Genomic DNA, 22,063 nt, shown 5'->3' with positions numbered 1-22,063 from the left:
GCCCGCCTCCCTATTTGATGGTCTTGATGTAATCGACCAGCTGCGCCACTTCGGTCGGGCTCAGCTGCTGCGCCGGCATGATGGGCTGATAGCCCTTGACGATGCGCGCGGCGGGATAGTTGATCGATTCGCGCAGATAGGTCTCATCCACGCGCACGGCGGCGCCGTCGTTCATGGTCTCGTTCTTGCCGAACAGCCCCTTCCATGTCGGCCCCACGCCCGCGTTGCCGTCGACGCTGTGGCAGGCCGCGCAGCCGCGCGACTGCGCCAGCAGGCGGCCCTGCTTGCCCGGCTCCTCGCCACCGGCCATGGCAGCCGTCGTGGCGGCAAAGGTCGGCTGCGCCGCCAGCCACGTTTGATACGCCGGCCCATCGTCCACCACGACATAGCTGCGCATATTGAAATGGCCGATGCCGCACAGCTGCGCGCACATCACCTCGAACCTGCCGACCCGCGACGGCGTGAACCAGAACGACGTCACCATGCCCGGCACCATGTTCATCCGCGTGCGGAACTCCGGCACATAAAAATCATGCAACACGTCCTGCGCGCGCAGCATCACGCGCACCGGCCGGCCGATGGGGATATGCACCTCCTGCCCTTCGACCAGCAGATCGTCCTGCCCGCCGGGATCGGCGGGATTCATGCCGTAGGGATTGGCGTTGCTGATGAAGCGCATGTCAGTGCTGCCCAGCTTGCCGTCCTTGCCCGGCAAGCGGTAATGCCATTGCCACTGCTGGCCCAGCACCTCGAACACCATCGCATCGGGCGGAGGATCGATCAGCTTGGCGTACACCGACAAGCCCGGCGCCAGCAGCGCGGCGACGCCCACCGTGGTGGCGCCGACCAGCCACCACTCCAGCTTGGCACTGCCGTGGGTGGCCGCCGCGCGCACGCCGTCCTGATGCCGGAACGTCACCACCGCATACGCGACGAACAGGTTGATGACGACGAAGGCCACGCCGGTGATGGCAAAGGTCAGCAGCAAGGCATCATCCATCTGCTGCCAGTTGGAGGCGATGGGCGTGAGCCACCACGGACTCATAAAATGAAATTCCAGGGCGCCAACTACGATCAGTATCAGTATCAGTGCTAACGCCATGGTGCCTTCCAAAAGCTAACGTGGCCGGCTCGGCCGTTCCAGCTTGAGATAAATGAAGGCTGCGGTCATCCCGAAGATGACGTGGGCTATGGCTGTCGGCCAGCCTCGCAGCGCTACGAACCATGTATAGACACCGGCCATGCCGTAAAAGTTCAACACATATAGCAGCAGGCCGAACACCGCTCCGGTCGCGAGCGCCAGGGCGACGCTGGAATCAAGACGGAACGGTGCAATGATGGCGGCCAGCATGACGCCGAACGCCACGCCCAGCGCGTAGTGCACCAGCAACGCGGCGACCGTCACGCCCAGGCTGTAGCCGCTGGTTTGCAGCACGTCCCAGCTCATCACCAGTGCGGCGATCATATGCGTGGCCAGCCAGGGATCGGCGGCGTTGGTGATGGCGGACCAGCTGAGTTCCAGCAGCATCAGCACGCCGCCGGCGCCGAAGCCCGCGACCGCAGCGGCGGCCCAGTCCGGCAGGCGCGCCTGCCAATGATGAGATTGCAGATGCAGTTCCATGACGTCCTCCCGAAGAGACTTGTGGGAGATTCAGTCTAGGAGTTTTTTCAGGCCCTGTCAGCCCGCGCGCGATTGGAACGGATGGAGAAAGACAACAGCAAAGCCAGCGCGCCGGCGCCAGCCAGGCTCACGCATACGGTGCTGGCGACCGCCAGCGCGGCCGGATTGCGCAGGCCCAGCAGGTCGGCGGCGAAGGCCAGCGACACCGTCGCGATCAGCTGAGCCGGATAGAGGAAGCGCAGTTGGCGGAAGGCGCGCGCGTCGCCGCGCCGCCAGTAGCGCAGCGCGATCGCGAACGCGGGTCCCCACAACACGCCGAGGAACACCAGCGCCGCGAAGACGGCAATCAGGATGCGCATATCAAGGACGCTGGGCGCGCACCTTGGTCAGCAGCTTGGTGGTCGAGCGGTCGTGCTCGAAGTCGATGGCGATCGCCTGGCCGCCGTAAGCCAGCACGGCCTGGCCTTCCGGGATGGCGTCCATCTGGTAGTCGCCGCCCTTGGCGTAGATTTCCGGCCGCGCCTGCTGCACCACTTCCAGCGCGGTGTCCTCGTCGAACTCCACCACCAGGCTCACCGATTCCAGCGCGGCCAGCACGGCCATGCGGTCGGCGCAGTTGTTGAGCGGACGGTCGTCGCCCTTGCCCAGGCGTTTGACGGAGGCGTCGGTATTGGCCGCCACCACCAGCGAGGCGCCCAGCGCGCGCGCCTGCGCCAGGTAGGTCACGTGGCCGCGGTGCAGGATGTCGAATACGCCGTTGGTCAGCACCACCGGCTTGGGCAGCGCGGCGACGCGCGCGGCCAGTTGTTCACGAGTGCAGAGCTTGGTTTCAAATTGAGGCATAAGGTTCTTCTGGTCTTCTGTTTATTTGGTTTCTTCGTCTTCCGGCTCTTCGTCGATCTGCATGCTGAGCGAATCGGCGGTGGACGGACTGTTGTCGCCCGGCTCCTTGCGGTCGCCGCGCAGCTTGATCTGCAAGCGCAGGCCGTTGGCCGAGTCGGCGTTGCGGATCGCCTCTTCGTAGGCGATATAGCCCTTATTATAAAGTTCGTACAGCGCCTGGTCGAAAGTGCACATGCCGAGTTCGCGCGATTTGTGCATGATTTCCTTGATCGCCTGGAAGTTCCCCTTGAAGATCATCTCGGCGATGGTCGGCGTGTTGAGCAGGATTTCAATCGCCGCCTTGCGTCCCTTGCCGTCCTCGGTGCGCACCAGCCGCTGCGAGACGATGGCGCGCAGGTTGGACGACAAATCCATCAGCAGCTGATTGCGCCGCTCTTCCGGGAAGAAGTTGATGATGCGGTCCATGGTCTGGTTGGAGTTGTTCGCGTGCAGCGTGCCCAGGCACAGGTGGCCGGTCTCGGCGAACGCGATCGCGTGCTCCATGGTCTCGGTGTCGCGGATCTCGCCAATCAGGATCACGTCCGGCGCCTGGCGCAGCGTGTTCTTCAGCGCGTTGTGCCACGACAGCGTGTCGACGCCCACTTCGCGGTGCGTGATCAGGCAGCCCTTGTTCTTGTGCACATACTCGACCGGATCCTCCACCGTGATGATGTGGCCGGCCGAATTGGCGTTGCGGTAGTCGATCATCGCCGCCAGCGTGGTCGACTTGCCGGAACCGGTTCCGCCCACCACCAGCACCAGCCCGCGCTTGGTCATGATGACGTCCTTCAGCACCTCGGGCAGCTCCAGCTTTTCGAAATTCGGTATTTCCGAGGCAATGGTCCGTATCACCATGGCCACGTTTTGCTGCTGCACGAAGACATTGACGCGGAAGCGGCACACGTCCGGCAGCGAGATCGCGAAGTTGCATTCCAGCTCGGCCTCGAACTCGCGCTTCTGCTTGTCGTTCATGATGGACAGCGCCAGCGCGCGCGTCACGCTGCCGGTCAGCTTCTGCTGGCTCAGGGGCTTCATCGCGCCCTGCGACTTCATACTCGGCGGGAAATCTGCGGAAATGAACAAATCCGAACCGCCGGTGTGGTGCATCACCTTGAGCAGCTTGTGCAGATAGGCTTGCGCTTCTTCTGGACCAAATGTGGAGGACATGCTTGCCTTTCGATGGGTAGTACCAACATACACTGCATTATATCGACAGCATTCGCTACAATACCTTTTCTAATTATTGCATCCCAGCATCGCCTGTGTTCAAATACATTTATGACACTGACCGAACTGAAATATATCGTCGCCGTTGCAAGAGCGAAACACTTCGGACATGCGGCCGAAGCCTGTTACGTCGCGCAGCCGACGCTTTCGGTCGCCATCAAGAAACTGGAAGATGAGCTGGGCGTGGTCCTGTTTGAACGGGGCGGCGCCGAAATCTCCGTCACCCCGCTGGGCGCGCAAATCGTCGCCCAGGCCGAGCGCGTGCTGGAACAGACCGCCGCCATCAAGGAACTCGCCAAACAGAACAAAGACCCGCTGGCCGGTCCGCTGCGCCTGGGCGTGATCTACACCATCGGCCCTTACCTGCTGCCGCCGCTGGTCAAGGGCATGATAGCCAAAGTCCCGCAGATGCCGCTGATCCTGCAGGAGAACTTCACCGTGCGCCTGATCGAGATGCTGCGCCAGGGCGAGCTGGACGCCGCCATCATGGCGCTGCCGCTGCCCGAGCACGGCATGGCGATGCAGGCGCTGTACGACGAGCCGTTCGTGGTGGCGATGCCGTCCCAGCACCCGTGGAGCAAGCGCCGCAGCATTCCCGCCGACGACCTGAAAACCGAAAACATGCTGCTGCTTGGTAACGGACATTGTTTCCGCGATCAGGTACTGGAAGTATGTCCCGAGATGGCCCGCTTCTCTGCGCCGGGCAATGGTATGCAGCGCACCTTCGAGGGCTCGTCGCTGGAAACCATCCGTCACATGGTGGCCAGCGGCATCGGCCTGACCGTGCTGCCGCGCGCCTCGGTGCCGGACATGGATACCAAGGAAGGCATGTTGCAATTCCGCCCGTTCGAAGGGCAGCAGCCGTCGCGCCGCGTGGTCATCGTGTGGCGTAAAAGCTTCACCCGCAAGGCCGCCATCGACGCCGTGTGCGAAGTGGTAGCGGCTTGCAACCTTCCCGGCATCACCACCCTCTGCGCCGACGATTAAGCTGGCAGCGCCAGGATTTGCGATAATCCTGATCTTTCCCTTCAAGCGGCACTATCCATGAACAAGCTGGAGCTCTATTTTCGCCTGGTCAGGCTGGACAAACCCATCGGCACGCTGCTGCTGCTGTGGCCGACGCTATGCGCGCTGTGGCTGGCGTCCAACGGCAAGCCCAGCCTGACGCTGGTGGTCATCTTCTCGCTCGGCACGCTGCTGATGCGCTCGGCAGGCTGCGCGATGAACGACTACGCCGACCAGGATATCGACAAGTTCGTCAAACGTACGGCGCAGCGCCCCATCACCAGCGGCCGCATCAGCGGCAAGGAAGCGCTGGCGATTGCCGGCACGCTGGCGCTGCTGTCGTTCTGCCTGATCCTGCCGCTGAACGCGCTGACCAAGCAGCTGTCGGTGGCGGCCGTCGTCATCGCCGGCACCTACCCTTACTTCAAGCGCTTCTTCGCGATTCCGCAGGCTTACTTGGGCATCGCCTTCGGCTTCGGCATTCCGATGGCCTTCGCCGCGATCCAGGAGACGGTGCCGATGGTGGCGTGGGTGCTGTTGATGGGTAACGTGTTCTGGGCCGTGGCCTACGACACCGAATACGCGATGGTCGACCGCGACGACGATCTGAAGATCGGCATCAAGACCTCGGCCATCACCTTCGGCCGCTACGACGTGGCGGCGGTGATGCTGTGCTACGCCGTGCACCTGGGCTTGCTGCTGGCCTGCGGCTGGCAGCTGGGCATGGGCGTGTGGTTCGCCGGCGGCGTGGCGGTGGCGGCTGGCATCGCCTGCTATCACTACACGCTGATCCGCGGCCGCGAGCGCGACGCCTGCTTCTACGCCTTCCGCCACAACAACTGGCTGGGCGCGGCCGTGTTCGCGGGCGTGGCGCTGGACTACGCGCTGCGGTGACACGATTGAGGCAGCACAAGGCGACGACGCCTGCGCTGCCTACAATAGCTATCCCCTGCCACCCAGACATTCGATGAGGTCATCATGGATCAAACACAACAGAACGGCAAAGGCATCGCCGACAACCAGGCCGCCAGCGCCACCGCGCGCGACAAGCTGATGGACGAATTGAAGCACGCCATCGGCGAAGCCGAGGACTGGCTGAAGGACACCGCCAAAGAGCCCGCCCCCAACTCCGAAACCCGCGCCCGCTTCGACGACACGCTGCGCACCGCCAAGACCGACCTGCGCAAGCTGGAAGACAGCCTCATCGCCCGCAGCCGCAACGCGGCCGAGTCGGCCAACGTCTACGTGCGCGACAATCCGTGGAAATCGGTCGGCCTGGGCGCGGCGATCGGCGTCATCGTTGGTCTGCTGGTGGCGAGGAAGTAGTCGCGCTAAAATGAACCGGGACTCTGAGGAGACGTCATGCGACCAGACATTGCCATCAGCAAAACGTTAATGCGACAGGCACTACAGGCATCAGGGCTAAAAAGCGAGCAACAAACTATAGAGCTTGCCCTGCGCACCATGATTCGCCTGCACGCACAAGAACAAATCCGCCGCTGCCGCGGAAAAATGATGTGGGACGGTGATCTGAACGCGATGAGAACCGATCATGATCCTGGTTGATTCCAGCGTATGGATAAGTCACTTTCGCCCAGGTCCGCGAAGCCCAAAAATTGAACTATTGAACGATAGTTTGCAAGGCGAACTCGTACTCATAGGCGATCTCATTATGATCGAGGTGTTACAAGGGTTTCGCTACGATAAAGATTTCGAGTACGCAAAAAAACTACTCTCTTCTTTAAAACTGGTTCGTCTCGGCGGAAAGAAAATAGCAATTCAAGCCGCAAAAAACTATCGCACTCTGCGCCGTTTAGGGATCACGCCACGTAAAACCATCGACACCGTTATAGCAACATGGTGTATAGAAAACGGCAGCCACTTATTGCACGACGACCGGGATTTCATGCCGTTTTCCCAGCACCTCGGCTTACAGGTCCTAGACGCATGATGTGGTGCACCTCAGACTTAACCAGACATTGACTATCATCGGCGCATACGGGCTATGGCTGCGGCCTCAACCTCATCCCAAGTCAAACCGCTATTCGGGTTTGCATCATGCTCAGCGAGTAACCTATCCAATTCGACTTTTTGCTCTGCCGTTGGCTGAGGCGTCTCGTTGCGCAAGGCGGCCAATGCATCAGGCTCCAACGCTTCGATCCTGGCGCCATGCAGCTTGAGCAGCGACTTCGGTGCCGCCAGCAGCCAGGCCTGCGCCAGACGCAGCTTCGCGCCATCTGGATGCGCCTGCGGCAAGCGCACCAGTACCCACGGATGGTCGCGATAATGATCGGTGATGTAGTACGTTTCCGGCGCCACCATCAGCAGGCGTTCGCGCTCCTCCCACGGGATGCGCACCGCCACCGACTCGCCATCCTCCTTCAGCCGCGCCATCAGCTTGCCCTTCACCTTCAGCGCCGGCGTGCCGTATGAGGTCGACTCTTCGACTAAAGGAAGCGCCAGGCCCAGCGCCTTGAATGCGTCGAAGTCCATGTCAGCCGAACGAGGTACACCAGCCGGCGGCCGTCACCAGCTTGCCGGGGAAGATGGCGCAGCCGCCCATGTCGTTCGGGCCGTCCTCGTAGATCTGGCACTTGCTGCAGCGGTCGCCGGCTTTGAAGTCGGGGAATTTGTGCCCGTCTACCTTGGCGGCGTCAACCACATAGTTGAACTCTTTGGCCAGCGGCTCGTCTTCCTTCAGCGGCACGCGGTCTTCGGCCCAGGCCATGCAGCCCAGCGTAGCAGCGGCCAGCCCGGCGCAAGTGTGCAGAATAAATATCCGGCGATTCGTCATCTTTTTTCCTTTCCGTCGCTGCCGCGCCACATGGCCACCGCCCGGCCATGATACGCGCTAAATGTCGAAAACATACTGCTATACTCAATGTTGCCAAGCACTCTACATCTAACAAATTCTAACAAATAGAATGAGGGGACGACATGTACAAGGCCTTACGCACACTAGCTCTTTGCGGTACGATCGGCGCCCTGCTGGGCGCTTGCGGCAAGTCCGAGGCGCCCGTCTCGGCCGAGCAGGCCAGCGCCGACGCGGCGTTCCAGAAGAAGCTGCAGGAGCAGCTGCTCGACGCCAAACCCGGCAGCGTGGTCGAGATCCCGGCCGGTACCTATCATCTCACTAGCGGCCTCACCCTGCGCGGCAACGGCGTCACGGTACGCGGCGCCGGCATGGACAAGACCATCCTCTCGTTCAAGGGCCAGGTCACCGGGCCGGAAGGCATGCTGGTCTACGCCAGCAACTTCACCATCGAAGGCCTGACCATCGAGGACTCCAAGGGCGATGGCCTGAAGATCAACGACGGCGACAACATCACCATCCGCAAGGTCAAGGTGCAGTGGACCGGCGGCTCCAAGGTCACCAACGGCGCCTACGGCATCTACCCGGTCAAGACCCGCAACGTGCTGATCGAAGACAGCGTGGCGATCGCCGCCTCCGACGCCGGCATCTACGTCGGCCAGTCCAACGGCGTGATCGTGCGTCGCTGCCGCGCCGAGCAGAACGTGGCCGGGATCGAAATCGAAAACACCATCAACGCCGACGTTTACGACAACGTCGCCACCAACAACACCGGCGGGATCCTGGTGTTCAACATGCCCAACCTGTCGCAGCCCGGCCATAGCACGCGCGTGTACAAGAACAAGGTCGAGAAGAACAACCTCGGCAACTTCGCCGCGCGCGGCACCGCCGTGGCCAGCGTGCCGGCCGGTTCCGGCATCGTCATCAACTCCAATTCGAAAGTGGAGATTTTCGACAACGACGTCACCGACAACCAGACCGCCAACGTCATCATCTCCAGCTACCACTCCACCGGCTACTTCACCGAGAAGGGCGTGGCCGCCGGCTACGATCCGTATCCAAAAGCGATCTACGTCTACGGCAACCGCTTCAAGGGCGGCGGCGATTCGCCCGATGGCCTGGACCTGAAGGCGCTGAAGATCGCCATGTACGGCATCGGCGGCCACCTGCCCGACGTGCTGTGGGACGGCTACGTCGACACCAAGCTGCTGGTCAAGGGCGTGATGCCGGCCGAGCAGCGCATCTGCATCCAGGACGGCGTGGAAGTGCTGAATGCCGACGGTCCTAACAAGTACAAGAACCCCAGCAAGGAAACGGCGCCGTTCCGCTGCGCGCTGGCCAAGCTGCCGCCGGTGACCATCGCCCAACTCGCCGCGCAGTCATGATGGTGAGATTCGCAGCGATCACCTGCACGCTGATGCTCGCGGCGTGCACGCAGACCCAGGCCCCGGTGAGCTTTATCACCGAAGGCAATCCGGCCAAGTTGAGCGACTGGCATTTGATGGCGGTCTCCGGCGGCCGCCTGAACCTGAACACCGGCGTGGTCCCCTACGACCTGAATACGCCGCTGTTCACCGACTACGCGCAGAAGCTGCGCACCGTCTGGATGCCGAAGGGCCAGAGCGCCGTCTACAACGCCGATACGACGTTCGAGTTTCCGGTCGGGACCATCATCAGCAAGACCTTCTACTACCCGAAGGCCGACGGTCCCGCCAAGGCGGTGCTGGCCACCTACGACACCCGCAAGACCGGCGGCGACAAGCTCGATCTGGCCAACGTGCGCCTGGTCGAAACCCGTCTGCTGGTGCGCCGCACCGGCGGCTGGATCGCCCTGCCCTACGTGTGGAACGCCGAGCAGACCGAAGCCGTGCTGTCGCGCACCGGCGACCAGATACCGCTGGAAGTGGTGCATGAAAACGGCGGCCGCAAGCCACTGACCTACGTGGTGCCGAACGTGAACCAATGCGCGTCCTGCCACGTGGCGGATGTGAAGTCACGCCAGTTCCAGCCCATCGGCCCGAAGGCTCGGCATATGAACCGCAGCTACAGCTACGACGGCGTGACCAGCAATCAGCTCGACTACCTGGCGCGCATCGGCTACCTGAGCGGCGTGCCGGCCAACGCGGCGACGGCAGCTCCGCACAACGCCAACTGGCTGGACCAGGGCCAGACGCTGAACGCGCGCGCCCGCGCCTACCTGGACATCAACTGCGCCCACTGCCACAACGACAAGGGCGCGGCCAACACCACCGCGCTGCACTTGAACATGGGGGCGCCGGCCGACCTGCATCTGGGGCTGTGCAAACCGCCGGTGGCGGCGGGCGCGGGCACGGGTGGCCACAACTACGGCATCGCGCCGGGCCAGCCGGACGACTCGATCATGGTCTACCGGCTCAGCTCCGACCAGACCGGCATCATGATGCCGGAACTGGGACGGGGCTCGGTCCACAAGGAAGGCGTGGAACTGATACGGGCGTGGATCGCCGCGATGAAGCAAGGCTGCGACGCCACCTAGCTTATGGCGCGGCGTGCTTGTCCTTGAAGAAGGCCCAGGTTTCATCGGCATATTCAAGATCGCCGTTTTGCTTGCCCAGCACCGCCAGCACCAGCCATGACAGGCTGTGCGCGATGCTGGGTTGTACGTGGCCGGCGTTTTCCATTTTCAGGAATTCGACCTGCGTTTGTTTCGGATCGCTGCCCCAGACATAACGCACCAACGAGGTCTTATCCGCCGCATCGCGATGCGGCACGTTGGTGACGACCGGCGTAGGCGGCAGCTGCGCCAGCTCGCGCCAGTACTTCACCGACGCATCGGCGCTCAGGCCCGAGCCGCGCCCCGTCAACAGGAAGTGCCCGACTTCGCCGCCGGCGTAGGGCGCGATCTTGTCCTCGGTTCCATGCGCCACCAGTATCGGCACGGCGCGCTTGGGGGCCTGGCACAGATTCTTAACCGGCATCAGCATGCTCGACACGGCCACCGCCGCCAGGCGCGGTCCCAGCTCGATCGCCGCGCGATACACCATGCCGCCGCCATTGGAGGCCCCGGACAGATACACCCGCGACGGATCCGCATTGTGCTGCGCGACCGCCTGGTCGATCAGCGCGGCGATGAAGCCGACATCGTCGGTCTTGGGATTGGTGGGAGCGTCGGCGCGGCAGTCGTTCCAGCCCTGCTTGTCGTCGCTGCCTTTCGAGCCGTCGGGCGCGATGATCAGCAAGCCTTCGCGGTCGGCCACGGCCAGCCAGGCGGAGGCCGGATCGTCGATCTTGCCTTTGCCGAAAGTGAGATTGGCGGAAGCCGCGTGGCCATGCAGCAGGATCACCAGCGGCAGTTTATTTGAAGCCGCCGCCACCGGCGTCGCCGGCTGCGCCAGCAGATAGTGGCGCGGCCCTTCCGGCCGCTGCACCGTTTCGGAAACGATGGTCGCGGCGCCCGCCTGTAAAACGGTGAAGGCTGCAATCAAAGGGAGATATCGTACTACCGTCATCATGCAGCCTTTCGTTTTAGTTTGAAGAACCTAGTTCGTCGCCCATTTCCTTGCCGCGCTGCTGGGCCGCTTTCATCGCCTTGATGATCGCCGCCTTCACACCGCCGTCTTCCATGCTGGTCAGCGCCGCGTAGGTGGTGCCGCCTTTCGATGTCACCCGTTCGCGCAGCAGCGACACCGGCTCGCTCGACTGCACCGCCAGCTGCGACGCGCCGGCAAAGGTGGCCAGCGCCAGCTGCTTGCCGTGCTCCGCGCTCAGGCCCATGTCCACGGCGGCCTGCTGCATCGCCTCGATGAAGTAGAACACATAAGCCGGACCGCTGCCCGACACCGCCGTCACCGCATCGATTTGCGACTCGTCGTCCAGCCACACGGTCGGGCCGACGGCGCGCAGGATATCGTCCGCCGCCTGCTTCTGCGCCGCCGTCACGCCGGCCGTCGCCGCCATGCCGGTGATGCCCATGCCGATCAGCGCCGGCGTGTTCGGCATGCAGCGCACGATTGCGCCGTAGCCGCCCAGCCAGCGCGACAGATCCACGATGCGGATGCCGGCCGCGATCGAGACGATCACCGGCTGCCTGGCCTGGTCGATCAGCGGCAACAGCTGGGCCGCCACTTCGCGCATGCTTTGCGGTTTGATCGCCAGCACGATCACGTCCGCCGCCGAGACGGCGGCATCGGCGCCGCTGGCCGTGGTCACGCCGAACTGCTGCTGCAGGCGAACCAGCGCTTCCGCGTTCGGATCGGCCACGTGGATGTTGGCGCCGGCGGTGAGCTTGTTGGCCAGTCCCGCGATCAGGGCGGAGGCCATGTTGCCGCCGCCGATAAATGCTATTTTCATTTCAAGCCTTGTTGTAGTTTCGTGAACCAAAAATGGCGCTGCCGACGCGCACGATGGTCGCGCCTTCGGCGATCGCGGCGCGCAGGTCGGCCGACATGCCCATCGACAGCGTGTCGAGCGCCAGGCCGTCGGCGCGCAGCTGCTCGTACAGCATGCGCAGCTGGGCGAACGCCGCCCGCTGCTGCGCAAAGTCTTCGGCCGGCTCGGGGATCGCCATCAGGCCGCGCAACGTCAGATTCGGCAGCGCCGCGACCTTGTGGGCCAGCTCCGCCAATTCCGCCGGGGCCACGCCGCTCTTGCTGGCTTCCCCGCTGATATTCACCTGCAAGCAGATCTGCAACGGCGCCATGCCGGCCGGCCGCTGCTCGGACAGCCGCTGCGCGATCTTCTCGCGCTCGACCGTGTGCACCCAATCGAAGTGCTCGGCGATGGGGCGGGTCTTGTTGCTCTGGATCGGGCCGATGAAATGCCACTCCAGCGCCGGTGCGCCGGACGTCTTCAGCGCCGCGATCTTGTCCAGCGCCTCCTGCAGGTAATTCTCGCCGAAGGCGCGCTGGCCGGCCTGCACCGCCTCCAGCACCGCGTCCGGCCCGAAGGTCTTGGACACGGCCAGCAACTGCACCGATTGCGGCGCACGGCCAACATCTTGGGCTGCGGCAACAATAGTCGAGGTGATTGCTTGCAAGTTCTGGGGGATCAGGGACATAATCATCGAGTAAAAATCGTTAGAAACAACGGTTAAGGTGAAAGAAACCCGCCGGAACAACACCTCACCAACGTCAGGCACAGGGATTATAAATGGACATCTCCGAACTTCTCGCATTCTCCGTCAAGAACAAGGCCTCGGACTTGCACCTGTCGGCCGGCCTGCCGCCGATGATACGGGTGCACGGCGACGTGCGCCGCATCAACCTGCCGCCGCTGGAGCACAAGGACGTGCACGGCATGATTTATGACATCATGAACGACGGCCAGCGCAAGGCCTACGAAGAGATGCTGGAATGCGACTTCTCGTTCGCGATTCCCGGCCTGGCGCGCTTCCGCGTCAACGCCTTCAACCAGGAACGCGGCGCCTCGGCGGTGCTGCGGACGATTCCATCGAAGATCCTCAGCCTGGAAGACCTGAACGCGCCCAAGATCTTCGCCGACTTCGCGTTGAAGCCGCGCGGGCTGGTGCTGGTGACGGGGCCGACCGGTTCCGGCAAGTCGACCACCCTGGCGGCGATGGTCAACCATCTCAATGAAACCGAATACGGCCACATCCTGACGATTGAAGATCCGATCGAGTTCGTGCACGAATCGAAGAAATGCCTGATCAACCAGCGCGAAGTGGGGCCGCATACGCTGTCGTTCAACAACGCGCTGCGTTCGGCGCTGCGGGAAGATCCGGACTGCATCCTGGTCGGCGAGCTGCGCGACCTGGAGACCATCCGCCTGGCGCTGTCGGCGGCGGAGACCGGCCACCTGGTGTTCGGCACCTTGCACACCTCGTCGGCCGCCAAGACCATCGACCGTATCGTCGACGTCTTCCCGGCCGATGAAAAGGAAATGGTACGGGCCATGCTGTCCGAGTCGCTGCAAGCGGTGATCTCGCAGACGCTGTTGAAAACGAAAGACGGCAACGGCCGCGTGGCGGCGCACGAGATCATGGTGGCGACGCCGGCGATCCGCAACCTGATCCGCGAAGCCAAGATCGCGCAGATGTACTCGGCGATCCAGACCGGCAGCAACGTCGGCATGCAGACGCTGGACCAGAACCTGACGGACCTGGTGCGCCGCAACGTCATCAGCGCCGCCGCCGCCCGCAACGCCGCCAAGACGCCGGACAACTTCCCCGGCTAAAACCCGGGGTCAGGTCCCCCATTTATTCATGAGCCCGGCTTCTTCAGCCGGGCTCATGAATAAATGGGGGACCTGACCCCGAACTAAAGGAAATATCATGGAACGCGACCAGGCCTCCAAATTCATGTTCGACCTGCTGCGGCTGATGACCAGCAAGAAGGGCTCGGATCTGTTCATCACGGCCGGCTTCCCGCCCGCCATCAAGATCGACGGCAAGATGACGCCGGTGTCGTCGCAGGTGCTGACCTCGGCCCACACCATGGACCTGGCGCGCTCCATCATGAACGACAAGCAAACCGCCTCGTTCGAACTGACCAAGGAAGCCAACTTCGCCATCAGCCCCGGCGACCTGGGCCGCTTCCGGGTGTCGGCGTTTGTGCAGATGAGCTCGGTCGGCATGGTGCTGCGGACCATCACCAGCGAAATCCCCAAACTGGAAGATCTCGGCCTGCCAGAGGTGCTCAAGGACGTGGTCATGTCCAAGCGCGGCCTGGTCATCATGGTCGGCGCCACCGGCTCCGGCAAGTCGACCACGCTGGCGGCCATGGTCGGCTACCGCAACGAGAACAGCTACGGCCACATCATCACCATCGAAGACCCGGTCGAGTACGTCCACCCGCACAAGAACTGCATCATGACCCAGCGCGAAGTGGGCGTCGACACCGAAGACTGGGCCATCGCGCTGAAGAACACGCTGCGCCAGGCGCCGGACGTGATCCAGATCGGCGAGATCCGCGACCGCGAAACCATGGACCACGCGATCGCCTTCGCCGAGACCGGCCACCTGTGCCTGGCCACCCTGCACGCCAACAGCGCCAACCAGGCGCTGGACCGCATCATCAACTTCTTCCCCGAGGAACGCCGCCAGCAATTGCTGATGGACCTGTCGCTGAACCTGAAAGGCATGATCTCGCAGCGCCTGATCCCGCGCAAGGAATCCAAGGGCCGCGCGGTGGCGATCGAAATCATGCTCAACTCGCCGCTGATCTCGGACCTGATCTTCAAGGGCGAGGTCCACGAAATCAAGGAGTTGATGAAGAAGTCGCGCGAGCTGGGCATGCAGACGTTTGACCAGTCGCTGTTCGATCTGCACGAAGCGGATATCATTACCTACGAAGACGCGCTGCGCAACGCCGACTCCGTCAACGACCTGCGGCTGGCCATCAAGCTTGAAGGCAAGGCCGCCAAGAACCGGGACCTCGCGGCCGGAACCGAACATTTAGGACTCGTCTAACACCATGACCACAATTTACGACATCACCGCCGACAACCTGTCCGGCGCCCCCGTCAACCTGGGCCAGTACCAGGGCCAGGTGCTGTTGATCGTCAACACCGCCAGCAAATGCGGCTTCACGCCGCAGTACAAGGGCCTGGAGGACGTGTACCAGCAGTTCAAGGACAAGGGCGTGGTGGTGCTGGGCTTCCCCTGCAACCAGTTCGGCGCGCAGGAACCCGGCCAGGCCGAGGAGATCGGCGCCTTCTGCGAAAAAAACTACGGCGTCACCTTCCCGCTGTTCGCCAAGATCGACGTCAATGGCGACAGCGCTCATCCGCTGTTTACTAAACTGAAAAAAGATGCCCCTGGCATCCTCGGCACCGAGGCGATCAAATGGAACTTCACCAAGTTCCTGATCCGCAAGGACGGCACGGTCTACAACCGTTACGCCCCCGCCACCAAGCCGGAAGACCTGGTGGCCGACATTACTAAACTGCTGGCGGAATAAGCAGGCGAAACCGGCGCCCCATAAAAAATTGTAAAAAGAGTGAAAACGTTTTCCAAAAAACGTGCCTTCGGTTAACTTTTCGGTAATAATGGCCTCTGGTCATTTCCAAGAATCGAATCCGTCGCCTATGTCGTTGTTTGGAAAACTACTGTCGCGCTGGATGCGGATGGGGATGTACTCCCGTTTATTCGTTCCCATCTTCCTCATCATCGCCATCGTGGTGGGCGTGCGATATACGCTGCTGTTTCAGTCGGAGACCGCCTACGCCAACGCCCGCTATCAACACGATGCGGGCGAACTGGGCGTCTACCTGCACAAGGCACTGCTGCCCGCGCTGACCACGCCGGACCGCGCCGCCCTCGACAACACCCTGTCCAGCGCGCTGCTGCTGGAGGCCGACCTGGTCTCGGCGCGGCTGGACTACGCCGGCGGCCACCTGGAAGCGCTGCGCAGCGCGCCGCCGCTGCCGGAGTACCCGACGTGGTTCCGCGGCCTGCACGGGCTGGAACCGATCAACCGCACCATCTACATCGGCAGCGCCAGCCTGGTGCTGGGCTTCGAACCGACACTGCCGCTGGCGCAGGTATGGCGCACGTTGCGCCAGCAGGCGGCGATCTCGCTGATCAACATCGCCATCATCTACACGCTGCTGGGCATCATCATCTTCGCCAACAAGCGCATGCTCAAGCGCGTAACCGACACCACCACCCGCTTCCAGAACGGCGACCACAACGTGCGCCTGCCGGTCGGCGGCACGCTGGAGGCACGCATGCTGGCCACCACCTTCAACAACATGGCGCAGCGCGTGCAGGCGCTGGTGCACAAGCTCCAGCAAAGCCAGAACAAGTTGAGCGAACAGCTGGCGCAAACGCTGGAAGCGCAGGCGCTGCTGCAAGTGGAGAAGGAACGCATCGAAGTCACGCTGGCCTCCATCGGCGACGCCGTCATCACCACCGATTTAAGCGGCAAGATCGCCACCATCAACGACGTCGCCCAGCAGCTCACCGGCTGGTCCGAAACGCGAGCGCGCGGCATGGAACTGCACCAGGTGTTCGTACTGGCGAATAATTTCGGCCAGCACTCGCTGCTCAAGTCCATGGCGGCGATCTACGCCGGCGGCGAAGTGATCAAGGTCGGCAACCAGAGCCTGCGCAACCGCATGGGCGATATCATTACCGTCGAATACACCGCCAACGCGATCCGCTCCGCGCACAACGAAGTGCAAGGCTCGGTGCTGGTGTTCCGCGACGTGACCGAACGCCGCCAGCTGATGCAGCAGATCTCCTGGCAGAGCAACCACGACATCCTCACCGGCCTGCCCAACCGCGCGGCGCTGGCCACCCGCTTCGAGCAGGAAGTCATCCGCGCGCGCGAACAGGACTACCTGCTGGCCATCTGCCTGTTCGACCTCGATCACTTCCAGCATGTGAACCAGACGCTGGGCCAGGACATCGGCGACGAGATCCTCAAGCAGGCCGCCAGCCGCCTGCACGACTTTGCCGGCCAGCGCCATTACGTGGCGCGCCTGGGCGGCGACGAATTCGTGCTGCTGCTGCCGGAGATGGACAACCGCGCCGCCGTCGAGCAGGCGCTGGACCGTTTGATGGCGGCGCTGTCGCGCGAGTACCTGTGCGAGGGCGAAGCGGTGGGCATGTCGGCCAGCGCCGGCGTGGCGGTCTACACCGGCAACGAGATCAGCGCCGACAGCCTGCTGCGCCACGCCGACCAGGCGCTGTACCAGGCCAAGATCACGGGCCGCAACCGCTATCACTTCTTCGACGCCGACCTGGACGAGCAGGTGCGCACCCACCACAACCGCCGCACCGAAGTGCGCGCCGCCCTGCGCGACGGCGAACTGCGGCTGTACTACCAGCCGAAGCTGGACATGCGCAAGGCCCGCATCGTCGGCATGGAAGCGCTGCTGCGTTGGGAACATCCGCTGCGCGGCGTGGTCGGGCCGGGGGACTTCCTGCCCATCGTCGAGCACAGCGACGTCATCGTCGACATCGGCGAATGGGTGCTGCGCGAGGCCTTGCGCCAGCTGCAGGGCTGGCGCGCCTTCGATGCGCGCTGGGTCATCAGCGTCAACATCGCCGCCCGCCATTTCCAGCGCGCCGATTTCGTCGAGCGGCTGACGGCCATCCTGGCCGAGTTCCCGGACGTGCCGCCGCATATGCTGGAGCTGGAGATACTGGAATCGTCGGCCCTGAGCGACATCGCCCACGTGCGCAGCATCATGCTCGATTGCCAGGCGCTGGGCATCAGCTTCGCGCTGGACGATTTCGGCACCGGCTATTCGTCGATGTCCTACCTGAAGCGGCTGCCGGCGGACATGCTGAAGATCGACCAGAGCTTCGTGCGCAATATGCTGGTGGACCGCGACGACCTGCACTTGGTGAGCGCCGTCATCGGCCTGGCCAAGTCCTTCGGCCTGGGCGTGATCGCCGAGGGCGTGGAGACCATGGAGCACGGCGCCATGCTGATGCGCCTGGGCTGCGACCTGGTGCAAGGCTACGGCATCGCCCGGCCAATGCCGGCGGACGAGGTGCTGGCCTGGGTCGCCAGTTTCGACACGGCGGCAGTGTGGCAGGCAGCCGCGCAACTGCCGCCCATCCTCAGCCTGCACGGCGAGCCGGCAGGCGGCACCGCGCAGATGCCCTTATTTGTGCAAGGCTAGCCGCGTCGCCGTCATTCCCGCGCAGGCGGGAATCCATGCTGGGTGTCTGAGTCCAGTGGCTATGGATTCCCGCTTTCGCGGGAATGACGACGCTACAGCGCCCGGTCTATTAGCTCTATCCAGTGCCTGACCGGCGTGTCCGTGCCCGATTGCAGGTGCGCGGTGCAGCCGACGTTGGCCGAGACGATGGTGGTGGCGCCGGTATCGGCCAGGTTGGCCAGCTTGCGGTCGCGCAGCTGCAGCGACAGTTCCGATTGCAGCAGCGAGTAGGTGCCCGCCGAGCCACAGCACAGATGGCTGTCCGCGCAAAGCACGACGTCGACGCCGACCGCGCGCAGCACGCCTTCCACCTTGCCGCGTATCTGCTGGCCGTGCTGCAGTGTACATGGCGGGTGGTAGGCCACGCGCTCCCTGATGCTGGCGCGGTGCTTCAGTTCTTCCTCGAATTCCGGCATCACTTCGCTCAGGTCGCGCGTCAGCGCCGAGATGCGCTGCGCCTTGGCGGCGTAGGCGCTGTCGTGCGCCAGCAGGTGGCCGTATTCCTTGACGGTGACGCCGCAGCCGGAAGCGGTCATCAGGATCGCTTCCACCACGCCATCCTGCACGTACGGCCACCAGGCGTCGACATTGCGGCGCATGTCGTCCAGCGCCGCCTCCTGGTCGTTCAGGTGATGGTGCACCGCGCCGCAGCAGCCTGCCTTGGGCGCGACGATCAGCTGCACGCCCAGCGCATCCAGCACGCGCGCGGTGGCGGAGTTGATATTCGGCGCCATCGCCGGCTGCGCGCAGCCTTCCAGCACCAGCATCTTGCGCGCATGCTGGCGCGACGGCCACACGCCGGCGCTTTGCAGCGCCGGGATCTTGTCCTGCATGGCGGGCGACAGCAGCGGCCGGAATAGCTGCCCCGCGCGCAATGCCGCCGTAAAGACAGCCTTGCGCGGCAAGGCTTCCTTCAGCACCAGCCGCTTCATTCGTTCGATGAACGGCCGTTCCACGCGCTCCTCCACCACCTTGCGGCCGATGTCGATCAGGCGGCCGTACTTGACGCCTGACGGACAGGTGGTCTCGCAGTTGCGGCAGGTCAGGCAGCGGTCCAGGTGGGTCTGCGTCTTGACCGTCACCGGCGCGCCTTCCAGCACCTGCTTGATCAGGTAGATGCGGCCGCGCGGACCATCCAGCTCGTCGCCCAGCAGCTGGTAGGTCGGACAGGTGGCGGTGCAGAAGCCGCAGTGGACGCAGGCGCGCAGGATGGCGTCGGCCTCTTCGCCTTCGCGGGTGTTCTTGATGAAGTCAGCCAGGTTGGTTTGCATAGGGTTCGCTAGTGCACTAATACATGCGGCCGGGATTGAAGATCCCCGCCGGATCGAAGGACTGTTTCAAGCGCTCATGAATCTTCGCCACGGCCGGCGCCAGCGGATGGAACACGCCGACGCTCTTGTCCGCGCCCCGGAACAGCGTCGCGTGGCCGCCGGCGGCCGCCACGGCGCGGCGTATGCCGGCCGCCTGTTCGGCATCGGTGGTTTCCACTTTGAGCCAGCGCTGCGCCCCGCCCCACTCGATCAGCTGCTCGCCGCGCAGGATGATGGCGCTGGCCGCAGGCGGCACAGACAGGCGCCACAAACTGCCGCCGTCGAAATAGCCGTGCGTCTGGTCGCGCAGCGAAGTCCAGAATGCCGCATCGTCTTCCAGCGGCGCGCCGCCCAGCTTGCGCTGCGCCGCCTCCACCGCCGCCTCGGCGCCGGACAGCCGCAATGACAACACGCCCTGGTGCCAGCAACTGGCCGATATCGGCAGCGGCTGGCCGGCCCATTCGTTCAGGTGGCGCAGCGCGTCGATCTCGCTCATCTCGAAGCGCAGGCTAGCCTCGCGCAGCGGCACCGGCAGAACCTTGAGCGACACTTCCAGTATCAGGCCCAGCGTGCCCAGCGAACCGGCCAGCAGGCGCGAAACGTCGTAACCCGCCACGTTCTTCATCACCTGGCCGCCGAAGCGCAGCGCCTCGCCGTGGCCGTCCATCAGCACCGCGCCGAGCACGAAATCGCGCACCGCACCGGCACTGGCGCGGCGCGGGCCGGACAAGGCGCTGGCCACCACGCCGCCGATGGTCGATGCGGCGCCGTAGCGCGGCGGCTCGAAGGCCAGCATCTGCTGGTGCTGCGCCAGCAGCGCTTCGATCTCCGCCAGCGGCGTGCCGCAGCGCGCTGTGATGACCAATTCGGTCGGCTCGTAGGAGACGATGCCAGCGTAGGCTCGGGTGTCGAGCACCTCGCCCTGCGGCGGCTGCCCGTACCAGTCCTTGCTGCCGCCGCCGCGCAGGCGCAGCGGCGTGCCGGCCTCCGTGGCGACACGTATGCGCTCGCTGAACTGCGCGGCGATGTGGGAATACGATTCGGTCGTCATGTCGCTCCGTTTAAAAGCGCGGCAGATGGGAGAACGGCAGCATGCCGCCACTGACGCGCATCTTGCCGAATTCGGCGCAGCGGTTCAGCGTGGGGATGGCCTTGTCGGGATTGAGCAGGCCCGCCGTATCAAAGGCGCGCTTGACCGAGAAGAAGGCATCCAGCTCGGCCGGCGCGAACTGCGCGCACATCGAATTGATCTTCTCGATGCCGACGCCATGCTCGCCGGTGATGGTGCCGCCAACTTCCACGCACAGCGCCAGGATCTCGGCGCCGAAGGCTTCGGCGCGCTCGAATTCATCGGGGATGTTGGCGTTGAACAGGATCAGCGGATGCAGGTTGCCGTCGCCGGCATGGAACACATTGGCGCAGCGCAGGCCGTACTTGCTCTCCATCTGCGCGATCCCTGCCAGCACCTGGCCCAGGCGCTTGCGCGGGATGGTGCCGTCCATGCAGTAGTAGTCGGGCGAGATGCGGCCCGCCGCCGGAAACGCGTTCTTGCGGCCGGACCAGAACTTCAGGCGCTCCGCCTCCGTCTGCGACACCGCGATGGCGCTGGCGCCGGCCGTGTTCAACACCGCCGACATGCGGGCGATTTCCTCTTCCACTTCCTCGATGGTGCCATCGGCCTCGCACAGGAGGATGGCGGCGGCCTCGGTATCGTAGCCGGCCTTGACGAAGGGTTCGACCATGCGCGACGAGGTCTGGTCCATCATCTCCAGCCCGGCCGGGATGATGCCGGCCGCGATCAGCGCCGCCACCGCGTTGCAGCCCGCCGTCACCTCGTTGAACGACGCCATGATCACGCGCGCGGTGGCCGGCTTGGGCACCAGCTTGACCGTCACCTCGGTGACGATGCCCAGCATGCCCTCCGAACCGATGAACACCGACAGCAGGTCCAGCCCCGGCGCGTCGAGCGCCTCGCTGCCCAGCTCCACCACGTCGCCATCGATGGTCACCATGCGCACGCGCAGCACGTTGTGCACGGTCAGGCCGTATTTGAGGCAGTGCACGCCGCCGGAGTTCTCCGCCACGTTGCCGCCGATGGTGCAGGCGATCTGCGATGACGGATCGGGCGCGTAGTACAGGCCATGCGGCGCCGCCGCTTCCGAGATCGCCAGGTTGCGCACTCCCGGCTGCACCACGGCGGTCCGCGAATAGGCGTCCATGCGCACGATGCGGTTCAGGCGCGCGGTCGACAGCACCACGCCGTCGGCGATCGGCATCGCGCCGCCGGACAGGCCGGTGCCGGCGCCGCGCGGCACGACCGGCACCTTCAGCTCGCGGCATACCTGCAGCACGGCGACGATCTGCGCCTCGCTATCCGGCAGCACGACGATCATCGGCAACTGGCGGTAGGCGGCCAGGCCGTCGCATTCGTAGGGGCGGGTGTCTTCCGGCTCGGACAGGATGGCGCGCGCCGGCAGCACATGCAGCAAGGCCGCGGCGACCTGCGCGCGGCGGGCGGCGATATCGGCCAGTACGGCCGGCTCGGGAATGGCAGTGTTCATGCGTGGACACCTGGAAGCGCGGAATCAGATGTCG

The 22,063-nt window shown here is 64.0% G+C and carries 24 protein-coding genes; 11 read left to right on the top strand and 13 right to left on the bottom strand.

All coding sequences use genetic code 11. The features are described from left to right. Window positions 1–10 precede the first annotated feature (10 nt). The 5 genes from V6M89_RS00215 to V6M89_RS00195 are packed head-to-tail and all read right to left on the bottom strand — an operon-like array spanning window position 11 to window position 3,670. Window positions 11–1,102 (bottom strand): cytochrome c oxidase subunit II, encoded by a 1,092-nt coding sequence (locus V6M89_RS00215; protein ID WP_332851264.1) that lies wholly within the window; start codon window positions 1,100–1,102, stop codon window positions 11–13. Between the two features lie 15 nt (window positions 1,103–1,117). Beyond that, window positions 1,118–1,621 carry a hypothetical protein gene (locus tag V6M89_RS00210; RefSeq protein ID WP_332851263.1) on the bottom strand — a complete coding sequence of 168 codons (504 nt, stop codon included), beginning with the start codon at window positions 1,619–1,621 and terminating at the stop codon, window positions 1,118–1,120. Between the two features lie 47 nt (window positions 1,622–1,668). Beyond that, complete coding sequence (locus tag V6M89_RS00205) at window positions 1,669–1,980, bottom strand: hypothetical protein (protein WP_332851262.1); 312 nt, start codon at window positions 1,978–1,980, stop codon at window positions 1,669–1,671. Between the two features lies 1 nt (window position 1,981). Further along, a complete protein-coding gene (gene rfaE2 / locus V6M89_RS00200) occupies window positions 1,982–2,464 on the bottom strand; it encodes a D-glycero-beta-D-manno-heptose 1-phosphate adenylyltransferase (RefSeq protein ID WP_332851261.1) in 483 nt (160 codons plus the stop codon). Between the two features lie 21 nt (window positions 2,465–2,485). After that, the gene (locus V6M89_RS00195; RefSeq protein WP_332851260.1) at window positions 2,486–3,670 is read right to left on the bottom strand and encodes a PilT/PilU family type 4a pilus ATPase; all 1,185 of its coding nucleotides are present in this window, start codon (window positions 3,668–3,670) and stop codon (window positions 2,486–2,488) included. 111 nt (window positions 3,671–3,781) lie between these two features. Here V6M89_RS00195 and V6M89_RS00190 point away from each other — a divergent pair, with 111 nt between their 5' ends. The 5 genes from V6M89_RS00190 (at window position 3,782) to vapC (ending at window position 6,686) form a co-directional block, all read left to right on the top strand. Further along, window positions 3,782–4,717 (top strand): hydrogen peroxide-inducible genes activator, encoded by a 936-nt coding sequence (locus V6M89_RS00190; protein WP_332851259.1) that lies wholly within the window; start codon window positions 3,782–3,784, stop codon window positions 4,715–4,717. A 57-nt stretch (window positions 4,718–4,774) separates the two neighbouring features. Further along, complete coding sequence (gene ubiA / locus V6M89_RS00185) at window positions 4,775–5,629, top strand: 4-hydroxybenzoate octaprenyltransferase (RefSeq protein WP_332851258.1); 855 nt, start codon at window positions 4,775–4,777, stop codon at window positions 5,627–5,629. An 84-nt stretch (window positions 5,630–5,713) separates the two neighbouring features. Next, a complete protein-coding gene (locus tag V6M89_RS00180) occupies window positions 5,714–6,061 on the top strand; it encodes a DUF883 family protein (RefSeq protein WP_332851257.1) in 348 nt (115 codons plus the stop codon). A gap of 36 nt (window positions 6,062–6,097) precedes the next feature. Beyond that, the gene (locus tag V6M89_RS00175) at window positions 6,098–6,301 is read left to right on the top strand and encodes a type II toxin-antitoxin system VapB family antitoxin (protein ID WP_332851256.1); all 204 of its coding nucleotides are present in this window, start codon (window positions 6,098–6,100) and stop codon (window positions 6,299–6,301) included. Further along, the gene (vapC, locus tag V6M89_RS00170) at window positions 6,288–6,686 is read left to right on the top strand and encodes a type II toxin-antitoxin system VapC family toxin (protein WP_332851255.1); all 399 of its coding nucleotides are present in this window, start codon (window positions 6,288–6,290) and stop codon (window positions 6,684–6,686) included. Before V6M89_RS00175 ends, vapC begins: the two co-directional genes overlap by 14 nt. A gap of 35 nt (window positions 6,687–6,721) precedes the next feature. Here vapC and V6M89_RS00165 read toward each other — a convergent pair whose 3' ends face one another. Further along, entirely contained in the window at window positions 6,722–7,228 is a 507-nt protein-coding gene (locus V6M89_RS00165) for an MmcQ/YjbR family DNA-binding protein (RefSeq protein WP_332851254.1), read from the bottom strand. 1 nt (window position 7,229) lies between these two features. Continuing rightward, window positions 7,230–7,529, bottom strand: coding sequence for a high-potential iron-sulfur protein (locus V6M89_RS00160; protein WP_332851253.1), 300 nt, complete (start codon window positions 7,527–7,529; stop codon window positions 7,230–7,232). 143 nt (window positions 7,530–7,672) lie between these two features. Between V6M89_RS00160 and V6M89_RS00155 the strand changes: the two genes are divergently transcribed. After that, on the top strand, window positions 7,673–8,932 hold the full coding sequence (locus V6M89_RS00155) for a parallel beta-helix domain-containing protein (protein WP_332851252.1): 1,260 nt from the start codon (window positions 7,673–7,675) through the stop codon (window positions 8,930–8,932). Beyond that, window positions 8,929–10,062, top strand: coding sequence for an SO2930 family diheme c-type cytochrome (locus tag V6M89_RS00150; protein WP_332851251.1), 1,134 nt, complete (start codon window positions 8,929–8,931; stop codon window positions 10,060–10,062). Before V6M89_RS00155 ends, V6M89_RS00150 begins: the two co-directional genes overlap by 4 nt. A gap of 1 nt (window position 10,063) precedes the next feature. On the opposite strand, the gene V6M89_RS00145 is transcribed toward V6M89_RS00150, so the two are convergent. Genes V6M89_RS00145 through V6M89_RS00135 form a run of 3 tightly spaced genes read right to left on the bottom strand, consistent with a single transcriptional unit; the run spans window position 10,064 to window position 12,582 of the window. Beyond that, window positions 10,064–11,011, bottom strand: a complete 948-nt coding sequence (locus V6M89_RS00145; protein WP_332851250.1) for an alpha/beta hydrolase family esterase — start codon at window positions 11,009–11,011, stop codon at window positions 10,064–10,066. Between the two features lie 40 nt (window positions 11,012–11,051). Then, a complete protein-coding gene (proC, locus tag V6M89_RS00140; protein WP_332851249.1) occupies window positions 11,052–11,876 on the bottom strand; it encodes a pyrroline-5-carboxylate reductase in 825 nt (274 codons plus the stop codon). A gap of 1 nt (window position 11,877) precedes the next feature. Next, complete coding sequence (locus tag V6M89_RS00135; protein WP_332851248.1) at window positions 11,878–12,582, bottom strand: YggS family pyridoxal phosphate-dependent enzyme; 705 nt, start codon at window positions 12,580–12,582, stop codon at window positions 11,878–11,880. A 92-nt stretch (window positions 12,583–12,674) separates the two neighbouring features. Between V6M89_RS00135 and V6M89_RS00130 the strand changes: the two genes are divergently transcribed. From V6M89_RS00130 to V6M89_RS00115, 4 genes are all read left to right on the top strand, one after another. Beyond that, window positions 12,675–13,718, top strand: coding sequence for a type IV pilus twitching motility protein PilT (locus V6M89_RS00130; protein WP_332851247.1), 1,044 nt, complete (start codon window positions 12,675–12,677; stop codon window positions 13,716–13,718). A gap of 97 nt (window positions 13,719–13,815) precedes the next feature. Further along, a complete protein-coding gene (locus tag V6M89_RS00125) occupies window positions 13,816–14,952 on the top strand; it encodes a PilT/PilU family type 4a pilus ATPase (protein ID WP_332851246.1) in 1,137 nt (378 codons plus the stop codon). A 4-nt stretch (window positions 14,953–14,956) separates the two neighbouring features. Then, on the top strand, window positions 14,957–15,442 hold the full coding sequence (locus V6M89_RS00120; RefSeq protein ID WP_332851245.1) for a glutathione peroxidase: 486 nt from the start codon (window positions 14,957–14,959) through the stop codon (window positions 15,440–15,442). A gap of 172 nt (window positions 15,443–15,614) precedes the next feature. Beyond that, window positions 15,615–18,119 (top strand): EAL domain-containing protein, encoded by a 2,505-nt coding sequence (locus V6M89_RS00115; protein ID WP_332851244.1) that lies wholly within the window; start codon window positions 15,615–15,617, stop codon window positions 18,117–18,119. A gap of 92 nt (window positions 18,120–18,211) precedes the next feature. Here the strand turns inward: V6M89_RS00115 and glcF are convergent, their stop codons facing one another. From glcF to V6M89_RS00100, 3 genes are read right to left on the bottom strand one after another with little or no spacing between them, the layout of a single operon-like run. Then, window positions 18,212–19,429 (bottom strand): glycolate oxidase subunit GlcF, encoded by a 1,218-nt coding sequence (glcF, locus tag V6M89_RS00110; RefSeq protein WP_332851243.1) that lies wholly within the window; start codon window positions 19,427–19,429, stop codon window positions 18,212–18,214. 16 nt (window positions 19,430–19,445) lie between these two features. Beyond that, a complete protein-coding gene (gene glcE, locus V6M89_RS00105; protein WP_332851242.1) occupies window positions 19,446–20,519 on the bottom strand; it encodes a glycolate oxidase subunit GlcE in 1,074 nt (357 codons plus the stop codon). A 10-nt stretch (window positions 20,520–20,529) separates the two neighbouring features. After that, a complete protein-coding gene (locus V6M89_RS00100) occupies window positions 20,530–22,029 on the bottom strand; it encodes an FAD-linked oxidase C-terminal domain-containing protein (protein ID WP_332851241.1) in 1,500 nt (499 codons plus the stop codon). Window positions 22,030–22,063: the final 34 nt, after the last annotated feature.

Source organism: Duganella sp. S19_KUP01_CR8 (genome assembly GCF_036688705.1).
Taxonomy (GTDB): Bacteria; Pseudomonadota; Gammaproteobacteria; order Burkholderiales; family Burkholderiaceae_D; genus Rugamonas.
Note: the sequence above shows the minus strand (reverse complement) of the source record. Positions and strands in the feature narration are given on the sequence as shown.